Source organism: Streptacidiphilus sp. MAP12-16 (assembly GCF_041262165.1).
Classification (GTDB): domain Bacteria; phylum Actinomycetota; class Actinomycetes; order Streptomycetales; family Streptomycetaceae; genus Streptacidiphilus.
The window spans coordinates 186,969-211,186 of record NZ_JBGCBY010000005.1 but is presented as its reverse complement, the minus strand read 5'-3'; the positions used below and the strand labels follow the sequence as shown (position 1 = coordinate 211,186).

Annotated in this window: 25 protein-coding genes; 15 read left to right on the top strand and 10 right to left on the bottom strand. The window is 71.7% G+C overall.

The window, feature by feature from the left end:
* Positions 1-114: 114 nt before the first annotated feature.
* Together ABIA33_RS08330 and ABIA33_RS08325 are read left to right on the top strand one after the other, a co-directional pair.
* The gene (locus ABIA33_RS08330; protein ID WP_370078787.1) at positions 115-336 is read left to right on the top strand and encodes a hypothetical protein; all 222 of its coding nucleotides are present in this window, start codon (positions 115-117) and stop codon (positions 334-336) included.
* Positions 337-429: 93 nt separating this feature from the next.
* On the top strand, positions 430-1,011 hold the full coding sequence (locus tag ABIA33_RS08325) for a hypothetical protein (RefSeq protein ID WP_370078785.1): 582 nt from the start codon (positions 430-432) through the stop codon (positions 1,009-1,011).
* Between the two features lie 87 nt (positions 1,012-1,098).
* On the opposite strand, the gene ABIA33_RS08320 is transcribed toward ABIA33_RS08325, so the two are convergent.
* Entirely contained in the window at positions 1,099-1,452 is a 354-nt protein-coding gene (locus ABIA33_RS08320; protein ID WP_370078783.1) for a HesB/IscA family protein, read from the bottom strand.
* Between the two features lie 233 nt (positions 1,453-1,685).
* Between ABIA33_RS08320 and ABIA33_RS08315 the strand changes: the two genes are divergently transcribed.
* Positions 1,686-2,567, top strand: coding sequence for a GNAT family N-acetyltransferase (locus tag ABIA33_RS08315; RefSeq protein ID WP_370078781.1), 882 nt, complete (start codon positions 1,686-1,688; stop codon positions 2,565-2,567).
* A gap of 30 nt (positions 2,568-2,597) precedes the next feature.
* On the opposite strand, the gene ABIA33_RS08310 is transcribed toward ABIA33_RS08315, so the two are convergent.
* The 3 genes from ABIA33_RS08310 to ABIA33_RS08300 form a co-directional block, all read right to left on the bottom strand.
* Positions 2,598-3,962 (bottom strand): aspartate aminotransferase family protein, encoded by a 1,365-nt coding sequence (locus ABIA33_RS08310; RefSeq protein WP_370078779.1) that lies wholly within the window; start codon positions 3,960-3,962, stop codon positions 2,598-2,600.
* 142 nt (positions 3,963-4,104) lie between these two features.
* Complete coding sequence (locus ABIA33_RS08305) at positions 4,105-4,578, bottom strand: Lrp/AsnC family transcriptional regulator (RefSeq protein ID WP_370078777.1); 474 nt, start codon at positions 4,576-4,578, stop codon at positions 4,105-4,107.
* A gap of 28 nt (positions 4,579-4,606) precedes the next feature.
* Entirely contained in the window at positions 4,607-5,821 is a 1,215-nt protein-coding gene (locus ABIA33_RS08300) for a low temperature requirement protein A (protein ID WP_370078775.1), read from the bottom strand.
* Between the two features lie 212 nt (positions 5,822-6,033).
* Between ABIA33_RS08300 and nadA the strand changes: the two genes are divergently transcribed.
* Entirely contained in the window at positions 6,034-7,218 is a 1,185-nt protein-coding gene (gene nadA / locus ABIA33_RS08295) for a quinolinate synthase NadA (RefSeq protein WP_370078773.1), read from the top strand.
* 79 nt (positions 7,219-7,297) lie between these two features.
* Here the strand turns inward: nadA and ABIA33_RS08290 are convergent, their stop codons facing one another.
* Positions 7,298-7,576 (bottom strand): hypothetical protein, encoded by a 279-nt coding sequence (locus ABIA33_RS08290; protein ID WP_370078771.1) that lies wholly within the window; start codon positions 7,574-7,576, stop codon positions 7,298-7,300.
* 10 nt (positions 7,577-7,586) lie between these two features.
* Positions 7,587-8,354 (bottom strand): PspA/IM30 family protein, encoded by a 768-nt coding sequence (locus tag ABIA33_RS08285; RefSeq protein ID WP_370079062.1) that lies wholly within the window; start codon positions 8,352-8,354, stop codon positions 7,587-7,589.
* 277 nt (positions 8,355-8,631) lie between these two features.
* Between ABIA33_RS08285 and ABIA33_RS08280 the strand changes: the two genes are divergently transcribed.
* Positions 8,632-9,228 carry a DUF3043 domain-containing protein gene (locus ABIA33_RS08280; RefSeq protein WP_370078769.1) on the top strand — a complete coding sequence of 199 codons (597 nt, stop codon included), beginning with the start codon at positions 8,632-8,634 and terminating at the stop codon, positions 9,226-9,228.
* On the opposite strand, the gene ABIA33_RS08275 is transcribed toward ABIA33_RS08280, so the two are convergent.
* A complete protein-coding gene (locus tag ABIA33_RS08275; RefSeq protein ID WP_370078767.1) occupies positions 9,150-9,428 on the bottom strand; it encodes a hypothetical protein in 279 nt (92 codons plus the stop codon). The two genes, ABIA33_RS08280 and ABIA33_RS08275, sit on opposite strands and share 79 nt — an antisense overlap.
* On the opposite strand from ABIA33_RS08275, the gene ABIA33_RS08270 reads away from it, so the two are divergent.
* Together ABIA33_RS08270 and ABIA33_RS08265 are read left to right on the top strand one after the other, a co-directional pair.
* Entirely contained in the window at positions 9,321-10,133 is an 813-nt protein-coding gene (locus ABIA33_RS08270; RefSeq protein WP_370079060.1) for a class I SAM-dependent methyltransferase, read from the top strand. The two genes, ABIA33_RS08275 and ABIA33_RS08270, sit on opposite strands and share 108 nt — an antisense overlap.
* Positions 10,134-10,172: 39 nt before the next feature.
* Positions 10,173-11,177: an aldo/keto reductase family protein gene (locus tag ABIA33_RS08265; protein ID WP_370078764.1), complete on the top strand. Its 1,005-nt coding sequence runs from the start codon at positions 10,173-10,175 to the stop codon at positions 11,175-11,177.
* Between the two features lie 102 nt (positions 11,178-11,279).
* Here ABIA33_RS08265 and ABIA33_RS08260 read toward each other — a convergent pair whose 3' ends face one another.
* Positions 11,280-11,489, bottom strand: coding sequence for a hypothetical protein (locus tag ABIA33_RS08260; protein ID WP_370078762.1), 210 nt, complete (start codon positions 11,487-11,489; stop codon positions 11,280-11,282).
* A 52-nt stretch (positions 11,490-11,541) separates the two neighbouring features.
* Positions 11,542-11,976 carry an Ig-like domain-containing protein gene (locus ABIA33_RS08255; RefSeq protein WP_370078760.1) on the bottom strand — a complete coding sequence of 145 codons (435 nt, stop codon included), beginning with the start codon at positions 11,974-11,976 and terminating at the stop codon, positions 11,542-11,544.
* Positions 11,977-12,081: 105 nt separating this feature from the next.
* On the opposite strand from ABIA33_RS08255, the gene ABIA33_RS08250 reads away from it, so the two are divergent.
* Positions 12,082-12,717 carry a bifunctional adenosylcobinamide kinase/adenosylcobinamide-phosphate guanylyltransferase gene (locus ABIA33_RS08250; protein ID WP_370078758.1) on the top strand — a complete coding sequence of 212 codons (636 nt, stop codon included), beginning with the start codon at positions 12,082-12,084 and terminating at the stop codon, positions 12,715-12,717.
* 19 nt (positions 12,718-12,736) lie between these two features.
* On the opposite strand, the gene ABIA33_RS08245 is transcribed toward ABIA33_RS08250, so the two are convergent.
* Positions 12,737-14,209: a cation:dicarboxylate symporter family transporter gene (locus ABIA33_RS08245; RefSeq protein WP_370078756.1), complete on the bottom strand. Its 1,473-nt coding sequence runs from the start codon at positions 14,207-14,209 to the stop codon at positions 12,737-12,739.
* A 170-nt stretch (positions 14,210-14,379) separates the two neighbouring features.
* Between ABIA33_RS08245 and ABIA33_RS08240 the strand changes: the two genes are divergently transcribed.
* The 7 genes from ABIA33_RS08240 (at position 14,380) to sucB (ending at position 24,204) form a co-directional block, all read left to right on the top strand.
* A complete protein-coding gene (locus tag ABIA33_RS08240; RefSeq protein WP_370078754.1) occupies positions 14,380-16,149 on the top strand; it encodes an ATP-binding protein in 1,770 nt (589 codons plus the stop codon).
* Positions 16,146-16,868 carry a response regulator gene (locus ABIA33_RS08235; RefSeq protein ID WP_370078752.1) on the top strand — a complete coding sequence of 241 codons (723 nt, stop codon included), beginning with the start codon at positions 16,146-16,148 and terminating at the stop codon, positions 16,866-16,868. The genes ABIA33_RS08240 and ABIA33_RS08235 overlap by 4 nt, the downstream gene beginning before the upstream one ends.
* A 10-nt stretch (positions 16,869-16,878) precedes the next feature.
* Positions 16,879-18,096, top strand: coding sequence for a nicotinate-nucleotide--dimethylbenzimidazole phosphoribosyltransferase (gene cobT, locus ABIA33_RS08230; RefSeq protein WP_370078750.1), 1,218 nt, complete (start codon positions 16,879-16,881; stop codon positions 18,094-18,096).
* Positions 18,097-18,099: 3 nt separating this feature from the next.
* Positions 18,100-18,921, top strand: a complete 822-nt coding sequence (locus ABIA33_RS08225) for an adenosylcobinamide-GDP ribazoletransferase (RefSeq protein WP_370078748.1) — start codon at positions 18,100-18,102, stop codon at positions 18,919-18,921.
* 172 nt (positions 18,922-19,093) lie between these two features.
* Positions 19,094-20,602 (top strand): leucyl aminopeptidase, encoded by a 1,509-nt coding sequence (locus tag ABIA33_RS08220; protein ID WP_370078746.1) that lies wholly within the window; start codon positions 19,094-19,096, stop codon positions 20,600-20,602.
* Between the two features lie 348 nt (positions 20,603-20,950).
* Positions 20,951-22,339 (top strand): dihydrolipoyl dehydrogenase, encoded by a 1,389-nt coding sequence (gene lpdA / locus ABIA33_RS08215; RefSeq protein WP_370078744.1) that lies wholly within the window; start codon positions 20,951-20,953, stop codon positions 22,337-22,339.
* 86 nt (positions 22,340-22,425) lie between these two features.
* Positions 22,426-24,204 carry a 2-oxoglutarate dehydrogenase, E2 component, dihydrolipoamide succinyltransferase gene (gene sucB, locus ABIA33_RS08210; protein ID WP_370078741.1) on the top strand — a complete coding sequence of 593 codons (1,779 nt, stop codon included), beginning with the start codon at positions 22,426-22,428 and terminating at the stop codon, positions 24,202-24,204.
* Positions 24,205-24,218 lie beyond the last annotated feature (14 nt).

The following is a 24,218-nucleotide window of genomic DNA, read 5'->3' as shown; positions in this document are numbered from 1 at the left end:
TCACCGCTCAGGCTCGGACGACTACTCTGCGGTAGGACTGGAATGCGCCAGCATCCGGATCTAGGGTCGGAAGAGGGCAGCGTTCGGGCCGCCCCCTCACCCTCGGAGCCTCGCATGATGCCCAGGAGCAATCCGGTCAAGGTCCCCTCCTATCTCCGGGGGGACGCCGACGCGGAAACGCTCGCCGGCTTGGTGCACACGTCCCGGCGGATGCGGAAGTTCTGGCCGCTGCTCGCGGTCGACGAGCCGCACACCACGCCCGGTCGACGCACCGGATTCCAGGTCAGCTCGCGCTCGGCCTCGCTGGTGAAGGACCTCTCGGAGTACGGCGACTGAGCCGCGCCCGATCCGCCCCCCTGGGGGAAGGAACCAACAACGTGCCCTCCACGTCCCATCGTCGTTCGGACTAGGGACAGCACAGGAGGCACAGTGACTCAGAAGACGACGGCGCGGGGGACGACGACCGCACTCGCGGCCCTCGGAGTCATGGTCATGGCTCTCGGCAGCGCGTCGGCCTGCGCTTCGAGCACGACCGCGGGGGGAAAGCCGAGCGGTCAGGTGTCGACGACTCCGATGGTGACCCCGGTCCCCAGCGTTCAGCCCGGCGGGCCGGTGATGACCAACCCGTCGGCGACGTTCCCGGCCGGAGGCTCCTCCTCGGCCGCGCCGCCCGGGCGCACGCCGGGACCGGCCAACCTCAAGGCCAATGGGTACTCGACCGCCGGCACCACGCTGACCGTGTACTTCTTCGGCGGGGTCTGCCAGAAGTTCGGCCTCAAGGCCGACCAGTCGACGCAGGGACAAGTACGCGTCACCGTGATCGTGACGCAGTGGCCCAAGCCGGGCCAGCTCTGCCCGGCCCTGATCCGGCAGCAGGCCGTGAGCACCGACCTCGGCTCGCCGTTGAACGGGCGCTCCGTCGTCGACACGGTTTCGGGCAAGGTGCTGCCGCTGGAGAACCCGCTGCCGAGCGGGGCCAGGGTCACCCACGGCCCGATCAAGTCAGGCTGAGGTCCGCCGGCGCCGCAGCCCGGCACGCGACGAATGCCCCTGCCCGGTATCGGGGCAGGGGCACAGTCGTCGCGGAAGTCGACGGGCCTAGCTGAAGGAGTCCCCGCAGGCGCAGGAGCCGGTGGCGTTGGGGTTGTCGATCGTGAAGCCCTGCTTCTCGATGGTGTCGACGAAGTCGATGGTGGCGCCGCCCAGGTAGGGCGCGCTCATCCGGTCGGTGACGACGCTCACGCCGCCGAAGTCCTTCACGACGTCCCCGTCGAGCGAGCGCTCGTCGAAGAACAGCTGGTAGCGCAGGCCGGAGCAGCCACCCGGCTGAACGGCGACGCGCAGCGCGAGGTCCTCACGGCCCTCCTGCTCCAGCAGGCTCTTGACCTTGGCCGCGGCGGAATCGCTGAGAAGAAGTCCGCTCTCGACGGTGGTCTCGTCCTGGACGGTCATCTGCATACTCCCGGGTTGTGACGACGTACTGCTACCAGTCTCGGCAAACCGGCGGCACCCCCGAAGTATTCCGGGGCTGTCCCCCGCGGGCTGCGGGAACTCCATGCTCGCACACTGCGGCCAAACGGTCGCGACCGCTCGGCGAGGTGCCGACGGGGGAATGACGAGGTACCGACGGGCGAGGTGCCGAAAACCGCTCACCCCGCCCGGTGCCCGCGGGTAAGACTTGGGCCATGATCCTGCGACCGGTCCGTGACTCCGCATCAGACGCTGCCGCGGTCCGGGAGGTGTCGAGTGCGGCCTTCGCAGGGCTCGAACAGGAGCTCGGCGACCCGCCGACCCCGTGGACACCGGAGCGGATCGCGTTGGCCGACATCCGCACCCGGCATCTGGCCGTGACCGACCCCGGCGGGTGCTGGCTCGCCGAGGAGGAGGGTAGGCCGATCGGCGTGGCGCTGGCACTGCGGCGGGAGGGGCTGTGGGGACTGTCCCTGTTCTGCGTGACGCCGGCCGCGCAGGGCAAGGGCGTGGGGAGGCTGCTGCTCGACCACGCCCTCGCCTACGGGCGCGGCTGCCTGCGTGGCATCGTCGTGGCCTCGCCCGACCCCCGGGCGGCCCGCCGGTACCACGCGGCGGGATTCCGGCTGCATCCGGCGATGTCGCTGACCGGGAAGGTCGACCGGGTGTCGCTGCCCGACGTCCTCGGCAACGTCCCGGTGCACCTCGGGGACGCGACGCACCGCCAGCTGCTGGACTCCGTCGACCGCAGGACCCGCGGCAGCGCGCACGGCCCCGACCATGAGCTGATGCTGCGTACCTGCGAGGAACTCCTGGTGATGGACACGCTCACCGGCAGCGGCTACTGCTACCGCAACGGCCGGCGGGTGGTGCTGCTGGCGGCCACGTCCAAGCGCCTCGCCGGCCGGCTGCTGGCGGAGGCGCTGGCGCGGGTTCCCGCGACCGAGGAGGCCGTGGTCACCAACCTCACCGCCGAGCAGGACTGGGCGGTGGACGTGGGCCTGGCCGCGGGGCTCACCCTCGCCACCCGCGGCTACCTCGCGCTGCGCGGCATGCGCCCGCCGACGCCGTATCTGCCGTCGGGCGCATACCTGTAGACCAGTCCCCGATGTAGGACCGCCAGGGCGTCAGACCATGGTGTCGAGGATCTCGCGGACCATCTCCATGGTCGTGCCGGGGTGCAGGAACGCGAAGCGGGCGACGACCTCGCCCTCCCAGCCCGTCGGGGTGACGAAGCCGATCTGGTCGGCCAGCAGGCGCTGCGACCAGTCGTAGTAGTCCTGGGCCGCCCAGCCCCGGCGCCGGTAGACCACGCTGGAGAGCTCGGGATCGCGGACGACCTCCAGGTCCGGGTACTCGGCGCGGATCAGCGCTGCCGTGTCGCGGGCCAGCCCGATGCCGGTCTCGATCGCCTCGCTGTAGGCGTCGGTGCCGTGCACCGCGAGCGAGAACCACAGCGGTAGGCCGCGGGCCCGCCGGGTGAGGTGGTAGGCGTAGTCGGTGGGGTTCCACTCCTCGTTGTCACCGGTGTGCAGCACGTCGAGGTAGGAGGCGTCCTGGGTGTGCACGCCCTTGGCCAGCCAGGGCCTGCGATAGATCAGCGCCGCGCAGTCGAAGGGCGCGAAGAGCCACTTGTGCGGGTCCACCACGAAGGAGTCGGCGTGCTCGATGCCGTCGTACTTCGCCCGGACGGACGGGGCGAACAGTCCCGCGCCGCCGTAGGCGCCGTCGACGTGGAACCAGAGGTCCAGCTCGCGGGCGACCTCGGCGATACCGGCCAGGTCGTCGACGATCCCGGCGTTGGTGGTCCCTGCAGTGCCGACGACGCCGATGACCGGGGCCGGGTCGGTGTCTGCCGCGAGTGCGGCACGGAGCGCGGCGCCGGTGAGGCGGTGGTCGCTGGTGGGGACCAGCAGCTTCTCCACGCCGATGATGTTGAGGGTGTTGGTGACCGAGGAGTGGGTCTGGTCGCTGACGGCTATCCGCATCCGCGCGCCGGAGGCCAGGCCGAGCCGGTGCCTGGCCGTGTCACGGGCGACGACCAGCGCGGACAGGTTGCCTGCGGAGCCGCCGGAGACGAAGCAGCCGCCCGCCGACTCGGGGAGTCCGGCCCGGTCGGAGATCAGCCGCAGCACCTGGTTCTCGGCGGCGATGGCGCCGGCCGCCTCCAGCCAGGAGATGCCCTGCAGCGAGGCGCAGGAGACCACCATGTCGAACAGCAGGGCGGCCTTGGTCGGCGCGCAGGGGATGAATGACAGATAACGGGGACTGTCAGCTGAGATCACGGCACGGGACAGCTCGTGGTCGTACAGCTTCAGCACATCGGCAGGATCGTTTCCGCGCGCGTTGAGCAGCCCGTCAAGGACGCCGCTGAGCCGCTCGCCCTCCCCGGGGTGGTCCAGCGGCACCGGGTCGTACTGCAGCCGCTCCCGCATGTAGTCGAAGACCAGGTCGACCATCCTGGCGTCGTACTGGTGCATACGCTGGGTCACAGGAGGGTCCTCTCGCGGCGGAATCGACGTGGTCAACCCTAGGCAGCGGGCCCCCTCCCCGGCATGTCGGAACCGTGCCACCGGCGCAGCATTCCGGCGCGATCGGCCGGCTTCGCGCAGGAATCCCCACCCGCCGGGCAGATCAGCCGATCAACTGGCTCAGCACCACCGAGCTGCGACTGCGCTGCACGCCCCGCTCCTTGCGGATGCGCTCGATCACCGCCTCCAGATGCCGGGTGTCGGCGGCCCGCAGGTGCACCAGTGCGTCCGGGTCGCCGGTGACCGTCCAGGCGGCGACGACCTCGGGGAACTGGCGCAGGGCCGAGAGGATCTCCTCCGGCGAGGTCCGCTCGCGGCAGTAGACCTCCACGAACGCCTCGGTGCCCCACCCCAGCAGGTCGGGGTCCAGGACCACGGTGAACCCGCGCACCACGCCGCGTTCCCGCAGCCGGTCCACCCGCCGCTTCACCGCCGTCGCGGAGAGGTTCACCAGCAGCCCGATCTCCGCGTACGAGGCACGCCCGTCCCGTCCGAGCAGTTCGAGGACCCGGCGGTCGGTCTCGTCCAGCCGCGCGGACGGGTTGAGCGGGTTGAGCGGGTTCAGTGGTGCAGACACGCGTACAGGAGTAGCACACCCGGCGGGTTCAGGGCGCCTCGCTCGGCTGCCGCTGCTCCGGCCGCGCCGACCTGAGGTGCAGTGTGAGCCCCACCGCGACGGCGACCGCGCACACCAGCCCGGCCGCGAGCACCCCGGCCGGTCCGCCCAGCGGCGTCACGGCGAGGACCCCGAGCGCGGCCACCGGCAGCACCAGCATCTGAGCGAGGCCCCGCTTGCCGAATCTGGCGTGGAGCGCCCACACGGTGAAGAGGTAGACCGCCGTCGGCACGGTCACCACCGCGGCCGCCGCCCGCCCCGAGAGGTGCGCCTGGCCCACCGCCTGCCCCACAGCGACCTCCAGACCCGCTCCTATCGCCGCCGCCGACAGGAACACCAGGTAGTGCCCGTATCCCCAGAGGAAGCCCTGCCGGTTCGACCGCAGGTAGTCGTGCACCGGCCGGGCGAAGTAGATCCACCAGGCGGAGAAGCAGATCAGCAGGCCGCCACCGGCGATCGGAAGCAGCCGTCCCAGTGCGTTGTGTTCGGCCACCGCCGACTGCACGGCGACGGTCGCCGCGGCCACCGTCTCGCCGAGCACGATCAGGGTGAACAGTCCGTAGCGTTCCGCGATGTGCTCGGGGTGCCAATTGGTCTGCGAACGCCGCTCGGCGACCACCGGGACGGCTATCTCGAAGGCGACGAACAGCAGCAACAGCGGCGTCCTCACCGAGTGCGGCAGGAAGAGCAGCAGCACCCAGCAGGCCTGGGCGCAGGCGATGCCCACGGCGTAGTGGAGGGCCATGGCCCTCTCGGCTCCGCCGCAGTTCTCGGCCGCCCGCAGCCACTGGGCGATCATCACGCAGCGCATCACCACGTAGCCGAGGACCCCGACGGCGAAGTGCCCCGCGAAGAGCTGCGGTACTCCGGCGGCCAGGATCAGCGCACCGGTGATCTGGAGCATGGTCGCCACGCGGTAGGGAATGTCGTCGGTGTCGTAGGCGGAGGCGAACCAGGTGAAGTTCATCCAGGCCCACCAGATCGCGAAGAACACGAAGAGGTAGCTGGAGACACCGGTCCAGACGTGACCCTGGGCGAGCGCGTGCGCCAGCTGGCCTCCGGCCTGCGCGACCGCGACGACGAAGCAGAGGTCGAAGAAGAGCTCCAGCGGCGTGGACGCGCGGTGCTGCTCGTCCCGGCTGCGCGGGACCATCCGGCGCACCGCCGTACCGAGCGCCGGACCCGGGTTCGACCTGTCGCTCATCTCCGCATACCCTTCCGGTCGCGCCGCCTTGAGCCTGTCGCCCTACAACCGCACCCGCCAGCGGGGTAGTGCCGGAACGGCGACAGCGGCGTGGATCACATTGCCACGCTGTCCGTCGTCACGGGGGCGGGTGCGAGTTATGATAGATAACGTCAGATGGACGAAAAGGGAGCGGCGCCGAAGCCGCACCCCCACAGGAGGGCAGTCCGCCCGTGACCACCACGCCTTTGAACGTCACCCTCGAAGAGCCCGCACCCACCCCGCTGGCCCTGCTGCTGCTCGGCCGCCAGGCCGACCCGGCGAGCGAGCGCGGTGTCGACTGCCCTGGTGACCTGCCCGCCGCCTCCGACCCGGACCTGGTCGAGCGCGCCCGCGCCGCCAAGGCCGCCCTCGGCGACCGCGTGTTCATCCTCGGCCACCACTACCAGCGCGACGAGGTCATCGAGTTCGCCGACGTCACCGGCGACTCCTTCAAGCTCGCCCGCGACGCCGCCAACAAGCCCGAGGCCGAGTACATCGTCTTCTGCGGCGTGCACTTCATGGCGGAGAGCGCCGACATCCTCACCTCCGCGCACCAGCAGGTGATCCTGCCGGACCTGGCCGCCGGCTGCTCGATGGCCGACATGGCCACCGCGGAGCAGGTCGCCGAGTGCTGGGACGCCCTCAGCGACGCCGGGATCGCCGACACCGTCGTCCCGGTCGCCTACATGAACTCCTCCGCCGACATCAAGGCGTTCACCGGCAAGCACGGCGGAACCATCTGCACCTCGTCCAACGCCAAGCGCGCGCTCGAGTGGGCCTTCGAGCAGGGGCAGAAGGTGCTGTTCCTGCCGGACCAGCACCTGGGCCGCAACACCGCCGTCCGCGAGATGGGCCTGAGCCTCGACGACTGCGTCCTCTACAACCCGCACAAGCCCAACGGCGGCCTGACCGTCGAGCAGCTGCGGGACGCCAAGATGATCCTGTGGCGCGGCCACTGCTCGGTCCACGGCCGCTTCTCGCTGGACTCCGTGCAGGAGGTCCGCGAGCGCGTGCCCGGCGTCACCGTGCTGGTGCACCCCGAGTGCAAGCACGAGGTCGTCGAGGCCGCCGACCTGGTGGGCTCCACCGAGTACATCATCAAGGCCCTGGACGCGGCCGAGCCCGGCTCCAAGTGGGCCATCGGCACGGAACTCAACCTGGTCCGCCGCCTCGCCAAGGCGCACCCGGACAAGGAGGTCGTGTTCCTGGACCGCACGGTCTGCTTCTGCTCCACGATGAACCGGATCGACCTGCCGCACCTGGTGTGGACGCTGGAGTCGCTGGTCGAGGGGCGCGTCCCCAACGTGATCACCGTCGACCCGCAGACCGAGAAGTACGCCAAGGCCGCGCTGGACCAGATGCTGGCCCTGCCGTAGCCGGCGCGCGCACGAGGAAGGGGCACCCCGTTCGGGGTGCCCCCTTCCTCGTGCGACCAGTGCGCTCAGCCGGCGCTGCTCATCCGGGGATGAGCCCGTCCGCGTGCAGCAGTGCCTTGACCTCGTCGACCGTGGCCTCCTCGAACGGCAGGGTCGCCTCGGAGGGGACCAGCACGTCGTGCGAAACCGGCGTTCCGCCCGCGCGGACTGCGGCGAGGAGGGCGGCCAGGCTGACTCGGAAGTCGGCTTCGTCGCCGGACTCGAGGGCCGCCAGCACCGCGTTGTCCAGCTCGTTGAGCCGGTCAACCAGCGTGTCCGGAACCTCGAACTGCCCCTCCCCCATGATCCTGACGATCATGTGGCGCTCCCTACTTGTCGAGGTGGGGGTGCTGGTCCTGCGGGGTGCCCGGCTGGCCCTGCTCGATGGCGGGGGTCGGGGCTGCTCCGCCGGACAGTTCGGCCTTCATCCTGGCCAGCTCGAGCTCGACGTCCGAGCCGCTGGACATCCGCTCCAGCTCGGCCGTGATGTCGTCCTTGCGCATCCCGGTCGGGTCGTCGAGCGCACCCGACGCGAGCAGCTCGTCGATCGCACCGGCCCGCGCCTGCATCTGCGCGGTCTTGTCCTCTGCCCGCTGGATCGCCAGGCCGACGTCGCCCATCTCCTCCGAGATCCCGGAGAAGGACTCGGCGATACGGGTCTGCGCCTGCGCGGCCGTGTAGGTCGCCTTGATGGTCTCCTTCTTGGTCCGGAAGGCGTCCACCTTGGACTGCAGCCGCTGGGAGGCCAGCGTGAGCTTCTCCTCCTCGCCCTGCAGGGCCTGGTACTGCGTCTCCAGGTCGGCGACCTGCTGCTGGATCCCGGAACGGCGGGTGAGCGCCTCGCGGGCCAGGTCCTCGCGGCCGAGGGAGAGCGCCTTGCGGCCCTGCTCCTCCAGCGTCGAGGACTGCTTCTGAAGCTGCTGGAGCTGGAGCTCCAGGCGCTTGCGGGATGTCGCCACATCCGCCACTCCACGACGCACCTTCTGCAGCAGTTCAAGCTGCTTCTGGTACGAGTAGTCGAGTGTCTCGCGTGGGTCCTCCGCACGATCCAAGGCCTTGTTGGCCTTGGCGCGGAAGATCATTGACATCCGCTTCATGATTCCGTCGCTCATGGGCCTCGCGCGCCCCCTTCTCCGGCCTGCCGGTTCTCGTACCCAAGACTACGGGGCGCGGGGCGTTCACCGCAGCGCACCTGCCTGCAACAAGAGTGCTACAGCGCGGCGACAGCTGCGTCATCCGTGCGAGGGATTCGGGCCGGTGTCGCCTCGACCGCACGAGGGACCGCACCCCGGAGCCGGTACCCGGGGCACCCTGAAACCGCAGCGTGCCCGCCGGGGCTAGGGAATACACCTGCTGACCACGTAGTCTTTACCTGTGTTCCGACGAAGCTCCCAGGATGCCCCCGCCGACGCCGTCACGCTCGAGAAGTCCGACGCACCCGAGCGCCCCGACGCCGAGGCCAAGAAGGGCCGCCCCACGCCCAAGCGCAGTGAGGCCGAGGCCAACCGCCGCGGTCGCGCCTATGTGCCCAAGGACCGCAAGGAGGCCGCCAAGGAGGCCCGTTCGCGGGACCGTTCCGCCCGCGACCGCCAGCGCGCAGCTCTGCTGAGCGGCGACGAGTCGGCACTGCCGCCACGTGACAAGGGCCCGGTGCGCCGGTTCGCCCGCGACTACGTCGACTCCAGGATGACCGCCGCCGAGTGGTTCCTGCCGTTCGCCGTGATCATCCTGCTGCTGAGCGTGCTCCGTAACCCCGGACTGCAACTGCTGTCGCTGACGCTCTGGGTCGTGATCATCGTCCTGATCGTCGGCCACTCCTTCGTGCTGGCCTTCGGCCTGCGCAAGCAGCTGGCCCAGCGCTTCCCGGACAAGAACGCCAAGGGCGCGGTGGCCTACGCGCTGATGCGCACCCTGCAGATGCGCCGGCTGCGCCTGCCGAAGCCCCAGGTCAAGCGAGGGCAGAAGCCCTGATCGAGACGTACGCGTACCGGGGCCAGCTGCCCGAGCAGCGGCAGTCCGCGTTCGGCGCGGGCGCCGGTGCCTGGCTTTCCGGTCTCGGCGGGATACGCAACATCGTTCGACAGGAACTGGTCGCCCGGCAGCTCGCCGAGCAGATCGTCGAGCACTTCGGTGGCGACGGCCTGGGCGACGACAGCCTCGGTGTCGGTCACGGCCTGCGGGTGCTGGACGTCGGCTGCGGCCAGGGCACCCAGGCGTTGCGGCTGGCCCGGGCCGGCCACCTGGTGACCGGGCTGGACCCGGACCCGGCGACGCTGGGCGCGGCCCAGTCCGCACTCAACGCCGAGACCCCCGAGGTGCGGCAGCGGGTGAGCCTGCTGACCGGCGAGGGCGGTGACTGCGGGCGCTGGTTCGGCCCCGGCACCTTCGACGTGGTGCTGTGCCACGGCGTGCTGATGTACCTGCCCGAGGCGGAGCCGATGCTCGCGTCGCTGGCGCGGGTGCTCGCCCCGGGCGGGATGCTGTCCGTCGTCGTCCGCAACGGCGACGCGCTGGCGATGCGTCCGGGCTGCGGCGGTGACTGGGCGGGCGCGATCGAAGCGTTCTCCGGGGACCGGTCTTGGCCAATCGACGAGCACGGGAACCGGCTGGGCGTGCCCACCCGGGCGGACCGGCTCGAACCGCTGACCCGCACCCTCGCCGAGATCGACGTGCCGCTGCGCCGCTGGTACGGGGTCCGGGTGTTCACGGACCAGGCTCCCGACCACGCCCCACCGCCCGCGGACGGGCGGCAGCTCGCGCAGCTGCTCGACGCGGAGGAACGGGCCGGACGCACCGACCCGTACCGCGCCGTGGCGGCCCTGCTGCACCTGGTGGGCACCCGCCCCGGCGGCCGGCCCGGCGGGCACGCGGGGTGACCTCGCGGTCGCAGCGATCTTCGGCGTAGTGTCGGCCGCATGGAGTTTCGTCATCTGGGCCGCAGCGGCCTGATCATCAGTGAGATCGCCTACGGCAACTGGCTCACCCACGGCTCCCAGGTGGAGGAGGACGCCGCGACCGCGTGCGTCCGTGCCGCCCTGGACGCCGGTATCACCACCTTCGACACGGCGGACGTCTACGCCGAGACCCGCGCCGAGGCCGTCATGGGCCGCGCGCTCAAGGGCGAGCGGCGCGAGGGCCTGGAGATCTTCACCAAGGTCTTCTGGCCGACCGGCCCTGGCCGCAACGACCGTGGACTCGGCCGCAAGCACATCATGGAGTCGATCGACAACTCCTTGCGCCGGCTGCAGACCGACTACGTCGACCTCTACCAGGCCCACCGCTACGACCCCTCCACTCCGCTGGAGGAGACCATGACGGCGTTCGCCGACGTGGTGCGCTCCGGCAAGGCGCTCTACATCGGCGTGTCCGAGTGGACCGCCGAGCAGATCCGCAACGGACACGCGCTGGCGCACGAGCTGAAGATCCCGTTGATCTCCAACCAGCCGCAGTACTCCGCGCTGTGGCGGGTCATCGAGGCCGAGGTCGTGCCGACCTCCGAGGAACTGGGCATCGGCCAGATCGTCTGGTCCCCCATCGCCCAGGGCGTGCTGACCGGCAAGTACCTGCCCGGCGCACCGCTCCCGGCGGGCACGCGCGCCACGGACGAGAAGGGCGGCGCCAACTTCGTCGGCCGCTTCCTGCGCGACGACGTGCTGGAGCGGGTGCAGCAGCTGAAGCCGCTCGCGGAAGAGGCCGGGCTGAGCCTCGCCCAACTCGCGGTGGCCTGGGTGCTGCAGAACCACAACGTCTCGGCGGCGATCATCGGGGCCTCCCGCCCCGAGCAGGTCTCCGAGAACGTCAAGGCGGCCGGTGTGAAGCTGGACCGGGCACTGCTGAAGCGGATGGACGAGATCCTCGCCCCTGTCGCCGAGTTCGACCCGGAGAAGACAGCGGAGAACGCGCCGAAGACCCGCCCCTGACACGACCGAGCGGGCGCTCCCTCACCAGGGGGCGCCCGCTTCGCCGTGACGCGGCCAGAACTGCGGCTACTACCGCCGGTACCGCTGCGACTGCCGATACCGCTAGGACTCGCTCGGGTGCAGGCTCATCGGCCCGTAGATCTTCTCGCCGTCCTCCAGCAGCACGGCCTGGTCGATGCCGTCCCCCACCAGGTCCTTCCAGGTCTCGCCGATCCAGGATTCGGCGTCGCCCTGGGTGGGGAACTCCTCCGTCCCGTTCGGCGCGGCGACCGTGGAGCCGTCCGCCTTCTCGAAACGCCACGTCCACACCATGCTGGGGCTCCTTCCACCGCCGGGTCCATCCCAGCGAAGGTTACCCAGTTCCTCAGGCCGCGTACGCCAGCCCGGCGTAGGCGCTCGTGGGTCCGCCACCCCGGGAGACGCTGACAGCCACGGTGACCCGTGCGGCGCGGCCGCGTTCGTCGGTGTAGCGGTAGGAGAAGGAGTCGCCGCCGGTGAAACCGGGGACCGAGGTGTAGGTGGCGGTGGCGTCGTCGTTGAGGACGGCCCGCCCGTGCGCGGGAGACGCCGTCAGCGCGACCAGGGAGTGTTCGGCGGGCTGGTCCGCGCCCAGCAGGTCGATGGTGGCGGGTGTGCCCGAGACCGCGTCCGCGCGGTCCTGGGCGGCGAGGGGCAACCAGCCGACGGGCAGCGAGGCGACGGCGGCCTTCGGGCCGACACCCGCGGGGGTCCGCACGGCAGCAGTGGCCTCGGCGATCCTGCGGGCGTTGGTACGGCGCTGACGGCTGACGGCATTCATCGTGATCCCCATTCCTGGCCCCGGCGGCTCCTCCCCCAAAGGTCTCAGGAAGATAACAACTCACCAAATCAGACTTTTATGCCGCGTTGATCCAGAATGACGCCCATGCGGATCTTCTCGGAACTGTCCCCCACCGGCACCCGTCGCCTCGGCGTCGAGTTCGGACGCAGGGCGCGGCCGTCCCGCTGCACCCTCGTCCTCGGCGGCGCCCGTTCCGGCAAGTCCGTGATCGCCGAACGGATGATGGCGGAGGAAGTGCTGACGGGAGATCAGGGCGTGCTCTACGTCGCCACCGGCGGCACCCGCGACGGCGACGAGGACTGGGCCCGGCGGGTCTCGCTGCACCGCGAACGGCGGCCCTCGTCCTGGCGCACGGCCGAGACCTGCGAGCTGGAACCGCTGCTGGCGGAGCGGGACGGCGGCCCGATCCTGATCGACTGCCTGGCGCTGTGGCTGACCACGGCCATGGACGAGTGCGACGCCTGGGACGACGACGCCTGGACCGTCCGGGGCGAGCAGCGGCTGCGGGCCCGTACTGGCGCGCTGGTGACGGCCTGGCGGGAGACACCCCGCCGCGTGGTCGCCGTCAGCAACGAGGTCGGCAGCGGCGTCGTCCCGGCGACGGCGTCGGGGCGCCGTTTCCGGGACGAGTTGGGGCGGTTGAACGCCGCCGTGGCCGCCGCGTCGGACGAGGTGCTGCTGGTGGTGGCGGGTCAGGTCCTGCCGCTGCGGCGGAACTGACCCGCTGCCGGGGAGCGGCTCAGGCGGACACCGGACGCTGGGCCGGGACCGGGACCGGGACGCCGGTCGTGCCTGCGTCGTCGACCCCGGCGTCAGCACCGGCCTCAGCACCGGCGTCCGCGTCCGTCTCCGCACCGTCGAGCGCGAGCCCGCTCTCGTCGAACGGGAGCCCGCCCGCGAACACCCGGGTGGCCCGCTCGCGGTCGAACTCCTTGGTCCAGCTGCCGATGACCACCGTGGCGACGGCGTTGCCGGCGAAGTTGGTCAGCGCCCGCGCCTCCGACATGAAGCGGTCCACGCCGACGATCAGGCCGACACCGTCGACCAGGGCCGGCTGGTGCGACTGGAGGCCACCGGCCAGCGTCGCGAGCCCGGCGCCGGTGACCCCGGCCGCCCCCTTGGAGGCGAGGATCATGAAGAGCAGCAGCGAGATCTGCGAACCGATCGCCAGCGGCTGACCCATGGCCTGGGCGATGAACAGCGTGGCCATGGTGAGGTAGATGGCCGTGCCGTCGAGGTTGAAGGAGTAGCCGGTGGGGACGGTGATGCCGACGACGGAGCGGCTCACGCCCAGGTGCTCCATCTTGGCGACGAGCCGCGGCAGCGCCGACTCGGACGAAGAGGTGGACAGGATCAGCAGGAACTCCCGGCCGAGGTAGCGCAGCAGCGAGAAGATGCTGATCCGGGCCGTGAACCAGAGCACCGCGCCCAACACGCCCAGTACGAAGATCAGGCAGGTGACATAGAAGCCGATCATGAGGACGGCCAGGCTCTTGAGCGCTGCGGCTCCCCCGGCACCGGCGACGGCGGCCATCGCACCGAATGCGCCCACCGGAGCCAGCCACATGATCATCGAGAGGATGCGGAAGACCAGCTTCTGCAGGTGTCCGATGCCGCGCAGCACCGGCTCGCCTGACGTGCCCATGGCCTGCAGGGCGAACCCCACGAGCAGGGCCACCAGCAGCGTCTGCAGGACGGAGCCCGCGGTCAGCGCGCTCAGCAGCGAGGTCGGGATGACGCCGAGCACGAACTCCCACGCGCCGGTGGCTCCGCCGGCCACCGCCTGGGCGTGGCCGGCATGCCGAACCGCGGCACTGAGGTGCAGTCCCGCGCCCGGGTGCAGCAGGTTGCCGACGACCAGGCCGATCGCGAGCGCGAAGGTCGACATGACCAGGAAGTAGCCGAGGGCGAGGCCACCGACCTTGCCGACCTTGGCGGCGCTGGCGACCGAGCCGACGCCCAGCACGATCGTGCAGAAGATCACCGGAGCGATCATCATCTTGATCAGCGAGACGAACCCGGTGCCCAGCGGCTTGAGCTGGACGGCGAATCCGGGGGCGGTGAGACCGACGGTGATACCGGCCACGACGGCGACCAGCACGGCCAGGTAGAGGAAGTGGGTACGCTCCCGACGGCCGGCCGCAGCCGGTTCCGGGGCATGCGGTCCGGGTGCGCCGGTGTTCGCGTTGGTGTTCCCAACGAAGCTGGACATGGGGACTCCTGGGGTGGGGGCGGGCTTCCTTGCCCGGTGCGCCGACTATCCGCCAGGCTGTGTCGGAGGTCACTCTTGTGTTCATTGAGTTCGCCACGATCCGATACCGAATCGGCGTTACTCTTCCCGCGCGCTCCCCTGGAGCCACCCGGCCGGTGACACTGGTCCGCATGGTTCCAGTCCCCGCGCAACGCAGGCGCCGCCGCCCGAGCCTCCGGGCCGGCGTTCCGCTGCCGCGCAGCCTCGCCGGGCGGCTCTTCCTGATGCAGGTCGCCCTGGTGGTCGCGCTGGTGCTGGCGGGGGCGCTGCTGAGCTGGTTCGGCTCGGTCGGGAACGCGGAGGCGCAGGCCCGCCGACAGGTCACCGCCCAGGCGGAGACCATCGCCGACACTCCGCTGGTGCGCCAGCAGGTCGGCGCCCCGGACCCGAGCACCGTCCTCGAACCGTTCGCGCAGCGGGTGACCCGGGACACCGGGGTCGCCTTTGTGACGATCATGAGCCCGCAGGGGGTCCGCTTCACCCACCCCGACCCCAGCCAGATAGGGGGCCGTTTCCTCGGCCACACGGCCACGGCCCTGGCCGGGCACACCTTCACGGAGACCTACACGGGCACGCTCGGTCCCTCGGTGCGCGCGGTCGCGCCCGTCTTCGGGAGCGACGGACACACCGTGACCGGGCTGGTCAGCGTCGGCATCGAGGTCGGCACCATAGACGCCCTGGCGCAGCACTCGCTGTGGGCCCTGCTGCTCGTGGCCGCGGCGGCGCTCGCCGTCAGCGGCACCGCGACGTACCTGATCAACGCCCGGCTGCGGCGGCACACCCGGGGGATGGGCGCGGCCGAGCTCAACCGGATGTACGACTTCCACGAGGCCACGCTGCACGCCGTGCGGGAGGGACTGCTGCTGCTGGACGCCCAGGGCAGGATCCTGCTCTGCAACGACGGCGCCAGGACGTTGCTCGGGCTGCCCGGGGATGCCGAGGGGAGGGCTCTCGCAGAGCTGGGGCTGCCGCTGCGCCTGACCGCCGCGCTGCTCGACGACGGGCCGTGCGTGGACCAACTGCACCTGGCGCCCGAGCGTGTGGTGGTGGTCAGCCGCTCCCCAGTGACCCACGGTCCGCGCAGCCTCGGCACCGTGGTCACCCTCCGGGACCACACCGAGCTGCAGGAGCTGAGCGGCGAGTTGGACTCGGTACGCGGCTTCGCGGAGGCCCTGCGCTCCCAGGCGCACGAGGCCGCCAACCGGCTGCACGCCGTGGTCTCGCTGATCGAACTGGGCCGCGGCGAGGCCGCGATCGACTTCGCCACGGCCGAGTTGGAGGCGGCCCAGCAACTGACCGACCAGGTGATGGGCACGGTCACCGAGCCCGTGCTGGCGGCGCTCCTGCTGGGCAAGGCCGCGCAGGCCGCCGAACGCGGAGTGGAGCTGCGGATGGCTCCCGGCAGCAGGGTCGACGACAGTGCGCTGCCCGAGCAGCTGACGGCGCGTGAGCTGGTGACCGTCCTCGGCAACCTGGTCGACAATGCCATCGACGCGGCGATCGAGGGTGCGGCGGAGCACGTCGGGCCGCCCGCCGTCACCGTGCTGGCCTGCCAGGAGAACGGCTGCCTGCTGCTCCGGGTGTCGGATACCGGCCCGGGGGTCGACCCCGCGGTGGTGGCCGACGTGTTCCGGCGCGGGTGGTCCACGAAGTCGTCGCAGGGGACGTCGACTGACGGGACGTCGGGACGCGGGCTGGGGCTGGCCCTGGTCGGACAGGTGGTACGCAGGCACGGCGGGACGGTGGAGGTGGGACGCGAGGACGGCGCGGTGTTCACCGTGCGGCTGCCGGTCGCCGCCAACGCCGTCGCCGCCAACGCCGGGTCCGCCACCGTCGGGTCCGCCACCGGTGCCGCTGCGCCGCAGGCTGCCGCTGTCGGCCGGACGGTGGCTGCCCGGTGATCGCCGTGCTGATCGTCGAGGACGACCCGATCGCCGCCGACGCCCACCGCCAGTACGTCGAGCGGGTCCCCGGGTTCACCGTGGCCGGCTCCGCGCGTTCGGCCGCCGAGGCGGTGCGGTTCCTGGACCGGCACCCGGTGGACCTGGTGCTGCTCGACCTCACCCTGCCCGACGCACACGGACTGCAGATCGTCCGCCGGATGCGCGCCGCGGGCCATCAGGCCGACGTGATCGCGGTGACGGCCGTACGCGACCTGGCGATGGTCCGGTCGGCCGTCTCGGTGGGCGTGGTGCAGTACCTGCTGAAGCCATTCGCCTTCGCCGCCCTGCGCGACAAGCTGGAGCGCTACGCCCGGTTCCAGGAGTCGGTGACCGGGTCCGGCGACGCCCGGGGACAGGAGGAAGTGGACCGCGCCCTGGCGAACCTCCGCGCCCCTAGCTCGCCGGGACTCCCGAAGGGGATGAGCGAGGAGACCCTGGCTACCGTCCGGGACGTGCTGAGCGCTGCCGATTCAGGAGTCTCCGCGAGCCTCGTCGCTGCCGAGTCGGGAGTCTCCCGGGTCACCGCCCGCCGCTACCTGGAACATCTGGTGGAACGAGGAGAGGCGCTGCGCGAACCCCGCTACGGCAGCGTCGGGCGCCCGGAGCTCTGCTACCGGATGCAGAACTCCCGAGAGCTCCGAGGACAGGGGCGGGAGCGGCCTGAGCCGAGGCGGTAACGTTCCGCCGGTGAGTACCTTCGACCTCGACGAGTTCTCCGCGCTGGTGGCGCGCCCCGACGACGAGTACCGGCAGGCCGCCGAGGAGCGCTGGAACGCGCTCGACCAGCCGCGCGGCGCTCTGGGCAGGCTCCAGGAGCTGGGCAGTTGGCTCGCCGCCGTCCAGGGCCAGTGCCCGCCGCGGCCGATCCGCCGAGCCAAGGTGCTGGTGTTCGCCGCGGACCACGGCATCGCCGCGCTCGGCGTGTCCGCGCTGCCACCGGGCACCACCGCCCGCCGCGTGCACGCCGTGCTGGACGGTACCGCCGCCGTGAGCCTGCTCGCGGACCAGTACGGCGCGCAGGTCCGGGTGGTCGACCTGGGGGTGGACGCGGACCTGGACGAGTTCCCGGGTGAGGTGTCCCGCCACCGGATCCGCAGGGGCTCCGGCCGCATCGACGTCGAGAACGCGCTGACCCGCGAGGAGGCCGAAGCAGCCTTTCGGGCCGGGATCGCCCTCGCCGACGAGGAGGCCGACGCGGGCACCGACCTGGTCGTCCTCGGCGATCTCGGCGTCGGCTCCACCACGGTGGCCGCCGTGCTGGTGGGAGCGCTGTGCGGGACTGACGCCGCCGCCGTCACCGGGCGCGGATCGGGCATCGACGACCGCGTGTGGATGGTGAAGTGCGCGGCGATCCGCGACTCGCTGCGGCGCGCCCGCCCCGTGCTCGGGGACCAGCTCGACCTGTTGGCGGCGACGGGCGGTGCGGACTTCGCCGCGATGACCGGCTTCCTGCTGCAGTCCGCACTGCGCCGCACCCCTGTACTGCTGGACGGCGTGGTGTCGGCGGCGTGTGCGCTGGTGGCGCAGCGGATCGCGTTCCGCGCGCCCGAGTGGTGGCGGGCCGGCCAGGTGACGGGCGAGCCGGCGCAGGCCAAGGCGTACGAGCGGATGAGCATCGAGCCGCTGCTCGACCAGCGGGTGGGGCTGGGGCAGGGCACCGGCGCGCTGCTGGCGCTACCGCTGATCCAGGCCGCCTCCACGCTGCTCGCGGAACTGCCGCTGGCGCCGGCCGACCCGATCGAGCCGGTGGCACCCGCCGAGCCGGTGCCACCCGCCGAGCCGGAGGCACCCGCCGAGCCGGAGGCACCCGCCGAAACGCAGGCACCGTCAGAGTCGCTGTCACCCGCCGAAGCGACCGAACCGGCCGAACCGGCAGAGCCGGCAGAGCCGGCCGGCAGGGACTGACGGGTGGTCCGACGCAAACCCGGCGCCGCCGCCGTGGCGGGACTGCGCTTCGCCTTCGGCACCCTGTCCGTGCTGCCGGTGCGGGTGACCCGCTGGGACCGGCCGACAGCCGGGCGGGCGATGCTGTGCTCGCCGCTGGTCGGCATCGTCCTCGGGGTGCTCGCGGCGGCGCTCGGCGGCGGCCTGGACCGGCTCCGCGGCGGTTCGCTGCTGGCAGCCGTGGCCTGCGTCGGCGCGCTCGCGGCGCTGACCCGGGGCCTGCACCTGGACGGCCTCGCGGACGTCGCCGACGGCCTGGGCAGCAACAAGCCCCCGGCCACGGCACTGAAGATCATGAAGGCCTCGGACATCGGCCCCTTCGGCGTGCTGGTCCTGGTGCTGGCCCTGCTCACCCAGGTGGCCGCGCTCGCGCGCGCCTTCGACGCCGGCGGCTGGCTCGGCGCGTTCGGCGTGGTGCTGGCCGCGACCACCGGAAGACTCGCCCTGCTGCGGGGCTGCCTGCACGGCACGCCGTCCGCCCGGCCCGAGGGGCTGGGCGCGACCGTCGCCGGGACGGTAAGCCCCTCCCTCGCCCTGCCGACGGTCCTGGTCACGCTGTCCGGGCTGGGCGCGACGGCCTGGGCGGTAGGCGGCTTCGGGGGAGCCGGGCTGCGCCTCGCGGTGGGGGCGCTGCTCGCCCTGGCCTGCGGGTTGGCGAGTGCGACGCTGCTGCTGGCGCACTGCGTCCGCCGCTTCGGCGGCATCACCGGGGACGTACTGGGAGCCATGGTGGAGACCGGTACGACCGCCGCGCTCATCGTGTGGGCTCTCTTCGCCGCGGCCTGAGCCGGGCGACGGCCCGAAACGTGCCACCACAAGCTGGGGTGACTAACCCCCGCAGGAGTGGCGCAGGATCCCACCATGCGGACTACCATGCAGGACGGGGCCTTTGAGCGCCCATAACCCTCGCTTTCCTCAGCACCCGGCCGAGGACCGCATACAGAACAGGACGCATTACGTGACTGCAGTGTCTCTGAGCACCTCCGCGGCCAACGCGCTGCGCGCGGACGCCGTCGTCGTGGCCGTGGCAAAGGGCCCGAAGGGCCTCGTCCTCGCCCCGGGCGCCGAGACGGTCGACGAGGCGTTCGACGGCAAGCTGGCCGACGTTCTCAGCACCCTGGGCGCCACCGGCGCCGAGGGCGAGGCCGTGAAGCTTCCCGCCCCCGTCGGCGTCAAGGCCGGACTGGTCCTGGCCGTGGGCCTGGGCGACGCCGCCGAGGACGGCGCGTACGGTGCCGAGACGCTGCGACGCGCCTCCGGCGTCGCCGCCCGTACCCTCCACGGTTCGAAGAAGGCCGCCTTCGCGCTGCCCACCGCGGACGCCGCATCGGTCGAGGCCGTCGCCCTGGGAGCGCTTCTCGGCGCCTACGCCTTCACCGCCTTCCGCGGCGAGGCCGCCATGGCCACCGCGAAGGCCCCGCTGGCCGAGGTCTCCCTCGTCGGCGGCAAGCGCGACAAGGCCGCCAAGGCCGGTGTCGAGCGCGCCGTCGTCCTCGCCGAGGAGATGAACCGCACCCGCGACCTGATCAACACCCCGCCGAACGACCTGTTCCCCAAGTCCTTCGCCGACATCGTGACCGTGGCCGGCAAGGAGCACGGACTCAAGGTCGAGGTCCTGGACGAGAAGGCCCTCGCCAAGGGCGGCTACGGCGGCATCCTCGGCGTCGGCGTCGGCTCCGCCCGCCCGCCGCGCCTGGTCAAGGTGGCCTACACCCACCCCAAGGCCAAGCAGACGCTCGCCTTCGTCGGCAAGGGCATCACCTACGACTCGGGCGGCATCTCGCTCAAGCCGGCCGGCCACAACGAGACCATGAAGTGCGACATGTCCGGCGCCGCCGCCGTGTTCGCCGCCGTGGTCGCCGCCTCGCGGCTCGGCCTGCAGGTCAACGTCACCGGCTGGCTGGCGCTGGCGGAGAACATGCCCTCGGGTTCCGCGACCCGCCCGGGCGACGTGCTGAAGATGTACGGCGGCAAGACCGTCGAGGTCCTCAACACCGACGCCGAGGGCCGTCTGGTCCTGGCCGACGCGATCGTCCGCGCCGGCGAGGAGAAGCCGGACGCGATCGTCGACGTGGCCACCCTCACCGGCGCGATGGTGATGGCGCTGGGCACCCGCACCTTCGGCATCATGGCCAACGAGGACGAGTTCCGGGACAAGGTGCTCGCCGCCGCGACCGCCGCCGGCGAGCAGGCCTGGCCGATGCCCCTTCCCGCCGACCTGCGCAAGGGCATGGAGTCGCCGACCGCCGACATCGCCAACATGGGCGAGCGGATGGGTGGCGGCCTGGTGGCCGGCCTGTTCCTGCAGGAGTTCGTCGCCGAGGGCACCGCCTGGGCGCACCTGGACATCGCAGGCCCGGCCTTCCACGAGGGCTCGCCGTTCGGCTACACCCCCAAGGGCGGCACCGGATCCGCCGTGCGCACCCTGGTGCAGCTCGCCGAGCAGGCCGCGGCCGGCACGCTGTAAGGCACGAACAACGCACGGGTGAGGGACGAACGAGGGACGAACGAGGCACGAACGAGGCACGAACGAGGCACGCCTCTGGGCACGCGAACATCGTGACGCCGGGGTGCCGTCCGCCGTTGAGTGGATGGCACCTCGGCGTTCGCCATGAGCGCAACCGCACTGTTCTGCGAGTCCCGAAGGGATCACCGTACGCGTCCGGTGTGTCCACAAGGCGGCCCCCGACATCAGCCGCCCAGAACAAGTGCGAAGATGTATTTCCGGCACGACTGGTCTCCCCACAAGGGAGTACCACTCCCCGGCCGGAGACCGACCGGGACGATCCGCACCCTTTTGCATGGAGGACGTGACGTGGCGAACGACGCCAGCACCGTTTTCGACGTAGTGATTCTCGGAGGCGGAAGCGGCGGATACGCCGCAGCGCTGCGGGCGGCCCAGCTGGGCCTCCAGGTCGCGCTCATCGAGAAGGGCAAGCTCGGCGGGACCTGCCTCCACAACGGCTGCATCCCCACCAAGGCCCTGCTGCACGCGGGCGAGGTCGCCGACCAGACCCGCGAAAGCGCGGGCTTCGGGGTGAAGGCCAGCTTCGAGGGCATCGACATCAAGGGCGTCCACGCCTACAAGGACGGCGTCGTCAGCGGCCTGTACAAGGGCCTGCAGGGCCTGGTCGCCAGCCGCAAGATCACCTACGTGACCGGCGAGGGCCGCCTGTCGTCCCCCACCTCGGTGGACGTGAACGGCGAGCGCTACACCGGCCGCCACATCCTGCTGGCGACCGGCTCTGTGCCGAAGTCCCTGCCTGGCCTGGTCATCGACGGCAACCGGATCATCTCCTCGGACCACGCACTCACCCTGGACCGCGTTCCGCAGTCCGTGATCGTGCTCGGCGGCGGCGTCATCGGCGTCGAGTTCGCGTCCGTGTGGAAGTCCTTCGGGGCCGAGGTCACCATCATCGAGGCGCTGCCGCACCTGGCCCCGCTGGAGGACGAGAACTCCTCCAAGCTGCTGGAGCGGGCCTTCCGCAAACGCGGCATCAAGTTCGAGCTGGGCGCCCGCTTCGCCGGGGTCGAGTACACCGAGACCGGCGTCCGCGCCTCGCTGGAGAACGGCAAGCAGATCGAAGCCGAGCTGCTGCTCGTGGCGGTCGGCCGCGGACCGGTCTCGCAGAACCTCGGCTACGAGGAGGCGGGCGTGGCGATCGACCGCGGCTACGTCCTCGTCGACGAGTACATGCAGACCAACGTCCCCACCATCTCCGCCGTGGGCGACCTGGTCCCGACCCTGCAGCTGGCGCACGTCGGCTTCGCCGAGGGCATCCTCGTCGCGGAGCGCCTGGCCGGCCTCAAGGTCGTCCCGATCGACTACGACGGCGTGCCGCGAGTGACCTACTGCAACCCGGAGGTCGCCTCCGTCGGCATCACCGAGGCCAAGGCCAACGAGCTGTACGGTGCCGACAAGGTCGTCACCGCGAAGTTCAACCTGGCCGGCAACGGCAAGAGCAAGATCCTCAAGACGGCCGGCGAGGTCAAGCTCGTCCAGGTCAAGGATGGCGCGGTGGTCGGCGTCCACATGGTCGGCGAGCGCATGGGCGAGCAGGTGGGCGAGGCGCAGCTGATCTACAACTGGGAGGCACTGCCCTCCGAGGTCGCCCAGCTGATCCACGCGCACCCGACCCAGTCCGAGGCCCTCGGCGAGGCGCACCTGGCGCTGGCCGGGAAGCCTCTGCACAATCACGACTGACCTCCCCTCGTACCGCGCTTTCCCGGGGGCTGCCCCCGGACCCCCAGGGCCATCCATCCGCACGCACCATAGGAGCACCTGAAACCATGGCGGTCTCAGTAACACTGCCCGCACTCGGCGAGAGCGTGACCGAGGGCACCGTCACTCGCTGGCTCAAGGCCGAGGGTGAGCGCGTCGAGGTCGACGAGCCGCTGCTCGAGGTCTCCACCGACAAGGTCGACACCGAGATCCCGGCGCCCGCGTCCGGCATCCTGGCCTCGATCAAGGTCGGGGAGGACGAGACGGTCGAGGTCGGCGCCGAGCTGGCCGTCATCGACGACGGCAGCGGGGCTCCGGCGCCGGTCGCCGCTCCGGCGGCTGCCGCTGCGCCCGCCCCGGCCCCCGTGGTCGAGGCGCCCGCCGCGCCGGCGCCCGTGGCCGCAGCGCCGGCCGCCCCCGCAGCCGATGCCGTCGCCGGTACCCCGGTACTGCTCCCCGCCCTGGGCGAGAGCGTCACCGAGGGCACCGTCACCCGCTGGCTCAAGGCCGAGGGCGACACCGTCGAGGCCGACGAGCCGCTGCTCGAGGTCTCCACCGACAAGGTCGACACCGAGATCCCCGCCCCCGTGGGCGGCGTCCTGCTGAAGATCACCGTCGCTGAGGACGAGACGGTGGAGGTCGGCGCGGAGCTGGCCGTCATCGGCGCCCCCGGCGCGGCTGCCCCCGCGCCCGCCGCCCCGGCTGCTCCCGCTCCGGTCGCCGCCCCGGCCCCGGTCGCGGCTGCCCCGGCTCCTCCGGTCGCGGCCCCCGCGCCGGTCGCCGCTCCCGCTCCGGCCCCGGTCGCCGCTGCCCCGGTCGCCGCTCCGGCGCCGGTCGCGGCCCCTGCTCCGGTCGCCGCGCCGCACGTCGCGGACCCGGTCGCCGCCCCGTTGGCCCCGGTCACCGACGGGGGCGACGCCTACGTCACCCCGCTGGTCCGCAAGCTCGCGGCCGAGCAGGGCGTGAGCCTGGACTCGCTCCAGGGCACCGGCGTCGGCGGTCGGATCCGCAAGCAGGACGTCATCGCCGCCGCCGAGGCCGCTCGTGCCGCCGCAGTTCCGACTGCCGGTTCGACCGCCTCCGGTGCCGCGAAGGCGCCCACGACCATCGCCGAGGCGTCCCCGCTGCGCGGGCAGACCGTCAAGATGACCCGCATGCGCAAGGTCATCGCCGACAACATGCTGAAGGCACTGCAGACCTCCGCCCAGCTGACCACGGTCGTCGAGGTGGACGTCACAACGATCATGCGGCTGCGCAACCGGGCCAAGGCCGGCTTCCAGGCCCGCGAGGGCGTCAAGCTCTCGCCGATGCCCTTCTTCGTGAAGGCGGCGACGGAGGCCCTCAAGGCCCACCCGGTGGTCAACTCCAGCCTCAACGAGGCCGAGGGCACCATCACCTACCACGCCGCCGAGCACGTCGGCATCGCGGTGGACACCGAGAGGGGCCTGATGGTCCCGGTCATCCACGACGCGGGCGACCTCAACATCGCCGGCATCGCGAAGAAGACCGCCGACCTGGCCGCCCGCACCCGGGACAACAAGGTCAAGCCGGACGAGCTGTCCGGTGGCACCTTCACCATCACCAACACCGGCTCGCGCGGCGCACTGTTCGACACGCCGATCTTCACGCCGCCGACGGTGGCGATCCTGGGCATCGGCGCAACCGTCAAGCGCCCCGTGGTCGTCACCACGCCGGAGCTGGGCGAGACCATCGCGATCCGCGACATGGTCTACCTGGCCCTGTCGTACGACCACCGGATCGTCGACGGCGCCGACGCGGCCCGCTTCCTGGGCACCGTCAAGGCCCGTCTCGAGGAAGGCGCGTTCGAGGGCGACCTCGGACTGTAGTTCGCCGCACGCCC

Excerpts from the sequence above, each read along its gene's own strand:
- ABIA33_RS08290 (WP_370078771.1), bottom strand. The coding sequence starts at position 7,576 with ATGATCGTCAGGATCATGGGGGAGGGGCAGTTCGAGGTTCCGGACACG.
- ABIA33_RS08255 (WP_370078760.1), bottom strand. The coding sequence starts at position 11,976 with ATGAATGCCGTCAGCCGTCAGCGCCGTACCAACGCCCGCAGGATCGCC.
- ABIA33_RS08320 (WP_370078783.1), bottom strand. The coding sequence starts at position 1,452 with ATGACCGTCCAGGACGAGACCACCGTCGAGAGCGGACTTCTTCTCAGC.
- ABIA33_RS08315 (WP_370078781.1), top strand. The coding sequence starts at position 1,686 with ATGATCCTGCGACCGGTCCGTGACTCCGCATCAGACGCTGCCGCGGTC.
- ABIA33_RS08260 (WP_370078762.1), bottom strand. The coding sequence starts at position 11,489 with ATGGTGTGGACGTGGCGTTTCGAGAAGGCGGACGGCTCCACGGTCGCC.
- ABIA33_RS08330 (WP_370078787.1), top strand. The coding sequence starts at position 115 with ATGATGCCCAGGAGCAATCCGGTCAAGGTCCCCTCCTATCTCCGGGGG.
- sucB (WP_370078741.1), top strand. The coding sequence starts at position 22,426 with ATGGCGGTCTCAGTAACACTGCCCGCACTCGGCGAGAGCGTGACCGAG.
- ABIA33_RS08250 (WP_370078758.1), top strand. The coding sequence starts at position 12,082 with ATGCGGATCTTCTCGGAACTGTCCCCCACCGGCACCCGTCGCCTCGGC.
- ABIA33_RS08300 (WP_370078775.1), bottom strand. The coding sequence starts at position 5,821 with ATGAGCGACAGGTCGAACCCGGGTCCGGCGCTCGGTACGGCGGTGCGC.
- ABIA33_RS08285 (WP_370079062.1), bottom strand. The coding sequence starts at position 8,354 with ATGAAGCGGATGTCAATGATCTTCCGCGCCAAGGCCAACAAGGCCTTG.
- ABIA33_RS08245 (WP_370078756.1), bottom strand. The coding sequence starts at position 14,209 with ATGTCCAGCTTCGTTGGGAACACCAACGCGAACACCGGCGCACCCGGA.
- ABIA33_RS08240 (WP_370078754.1), top strand. The coding sequence starts at position 14,380 with ATGGTTCCAGTCCCCGCGCAACGCAGGCGCCGCCGCCCGAGCCTCCGG.
- ABIA33_RS08265 (WP_370078764.1), top strand. The coding sequence starts at position 10,173 with ATGGAGTTTCGTCATCTGGGCCGCAGCGGCCTGATCATCAGTGAGATC.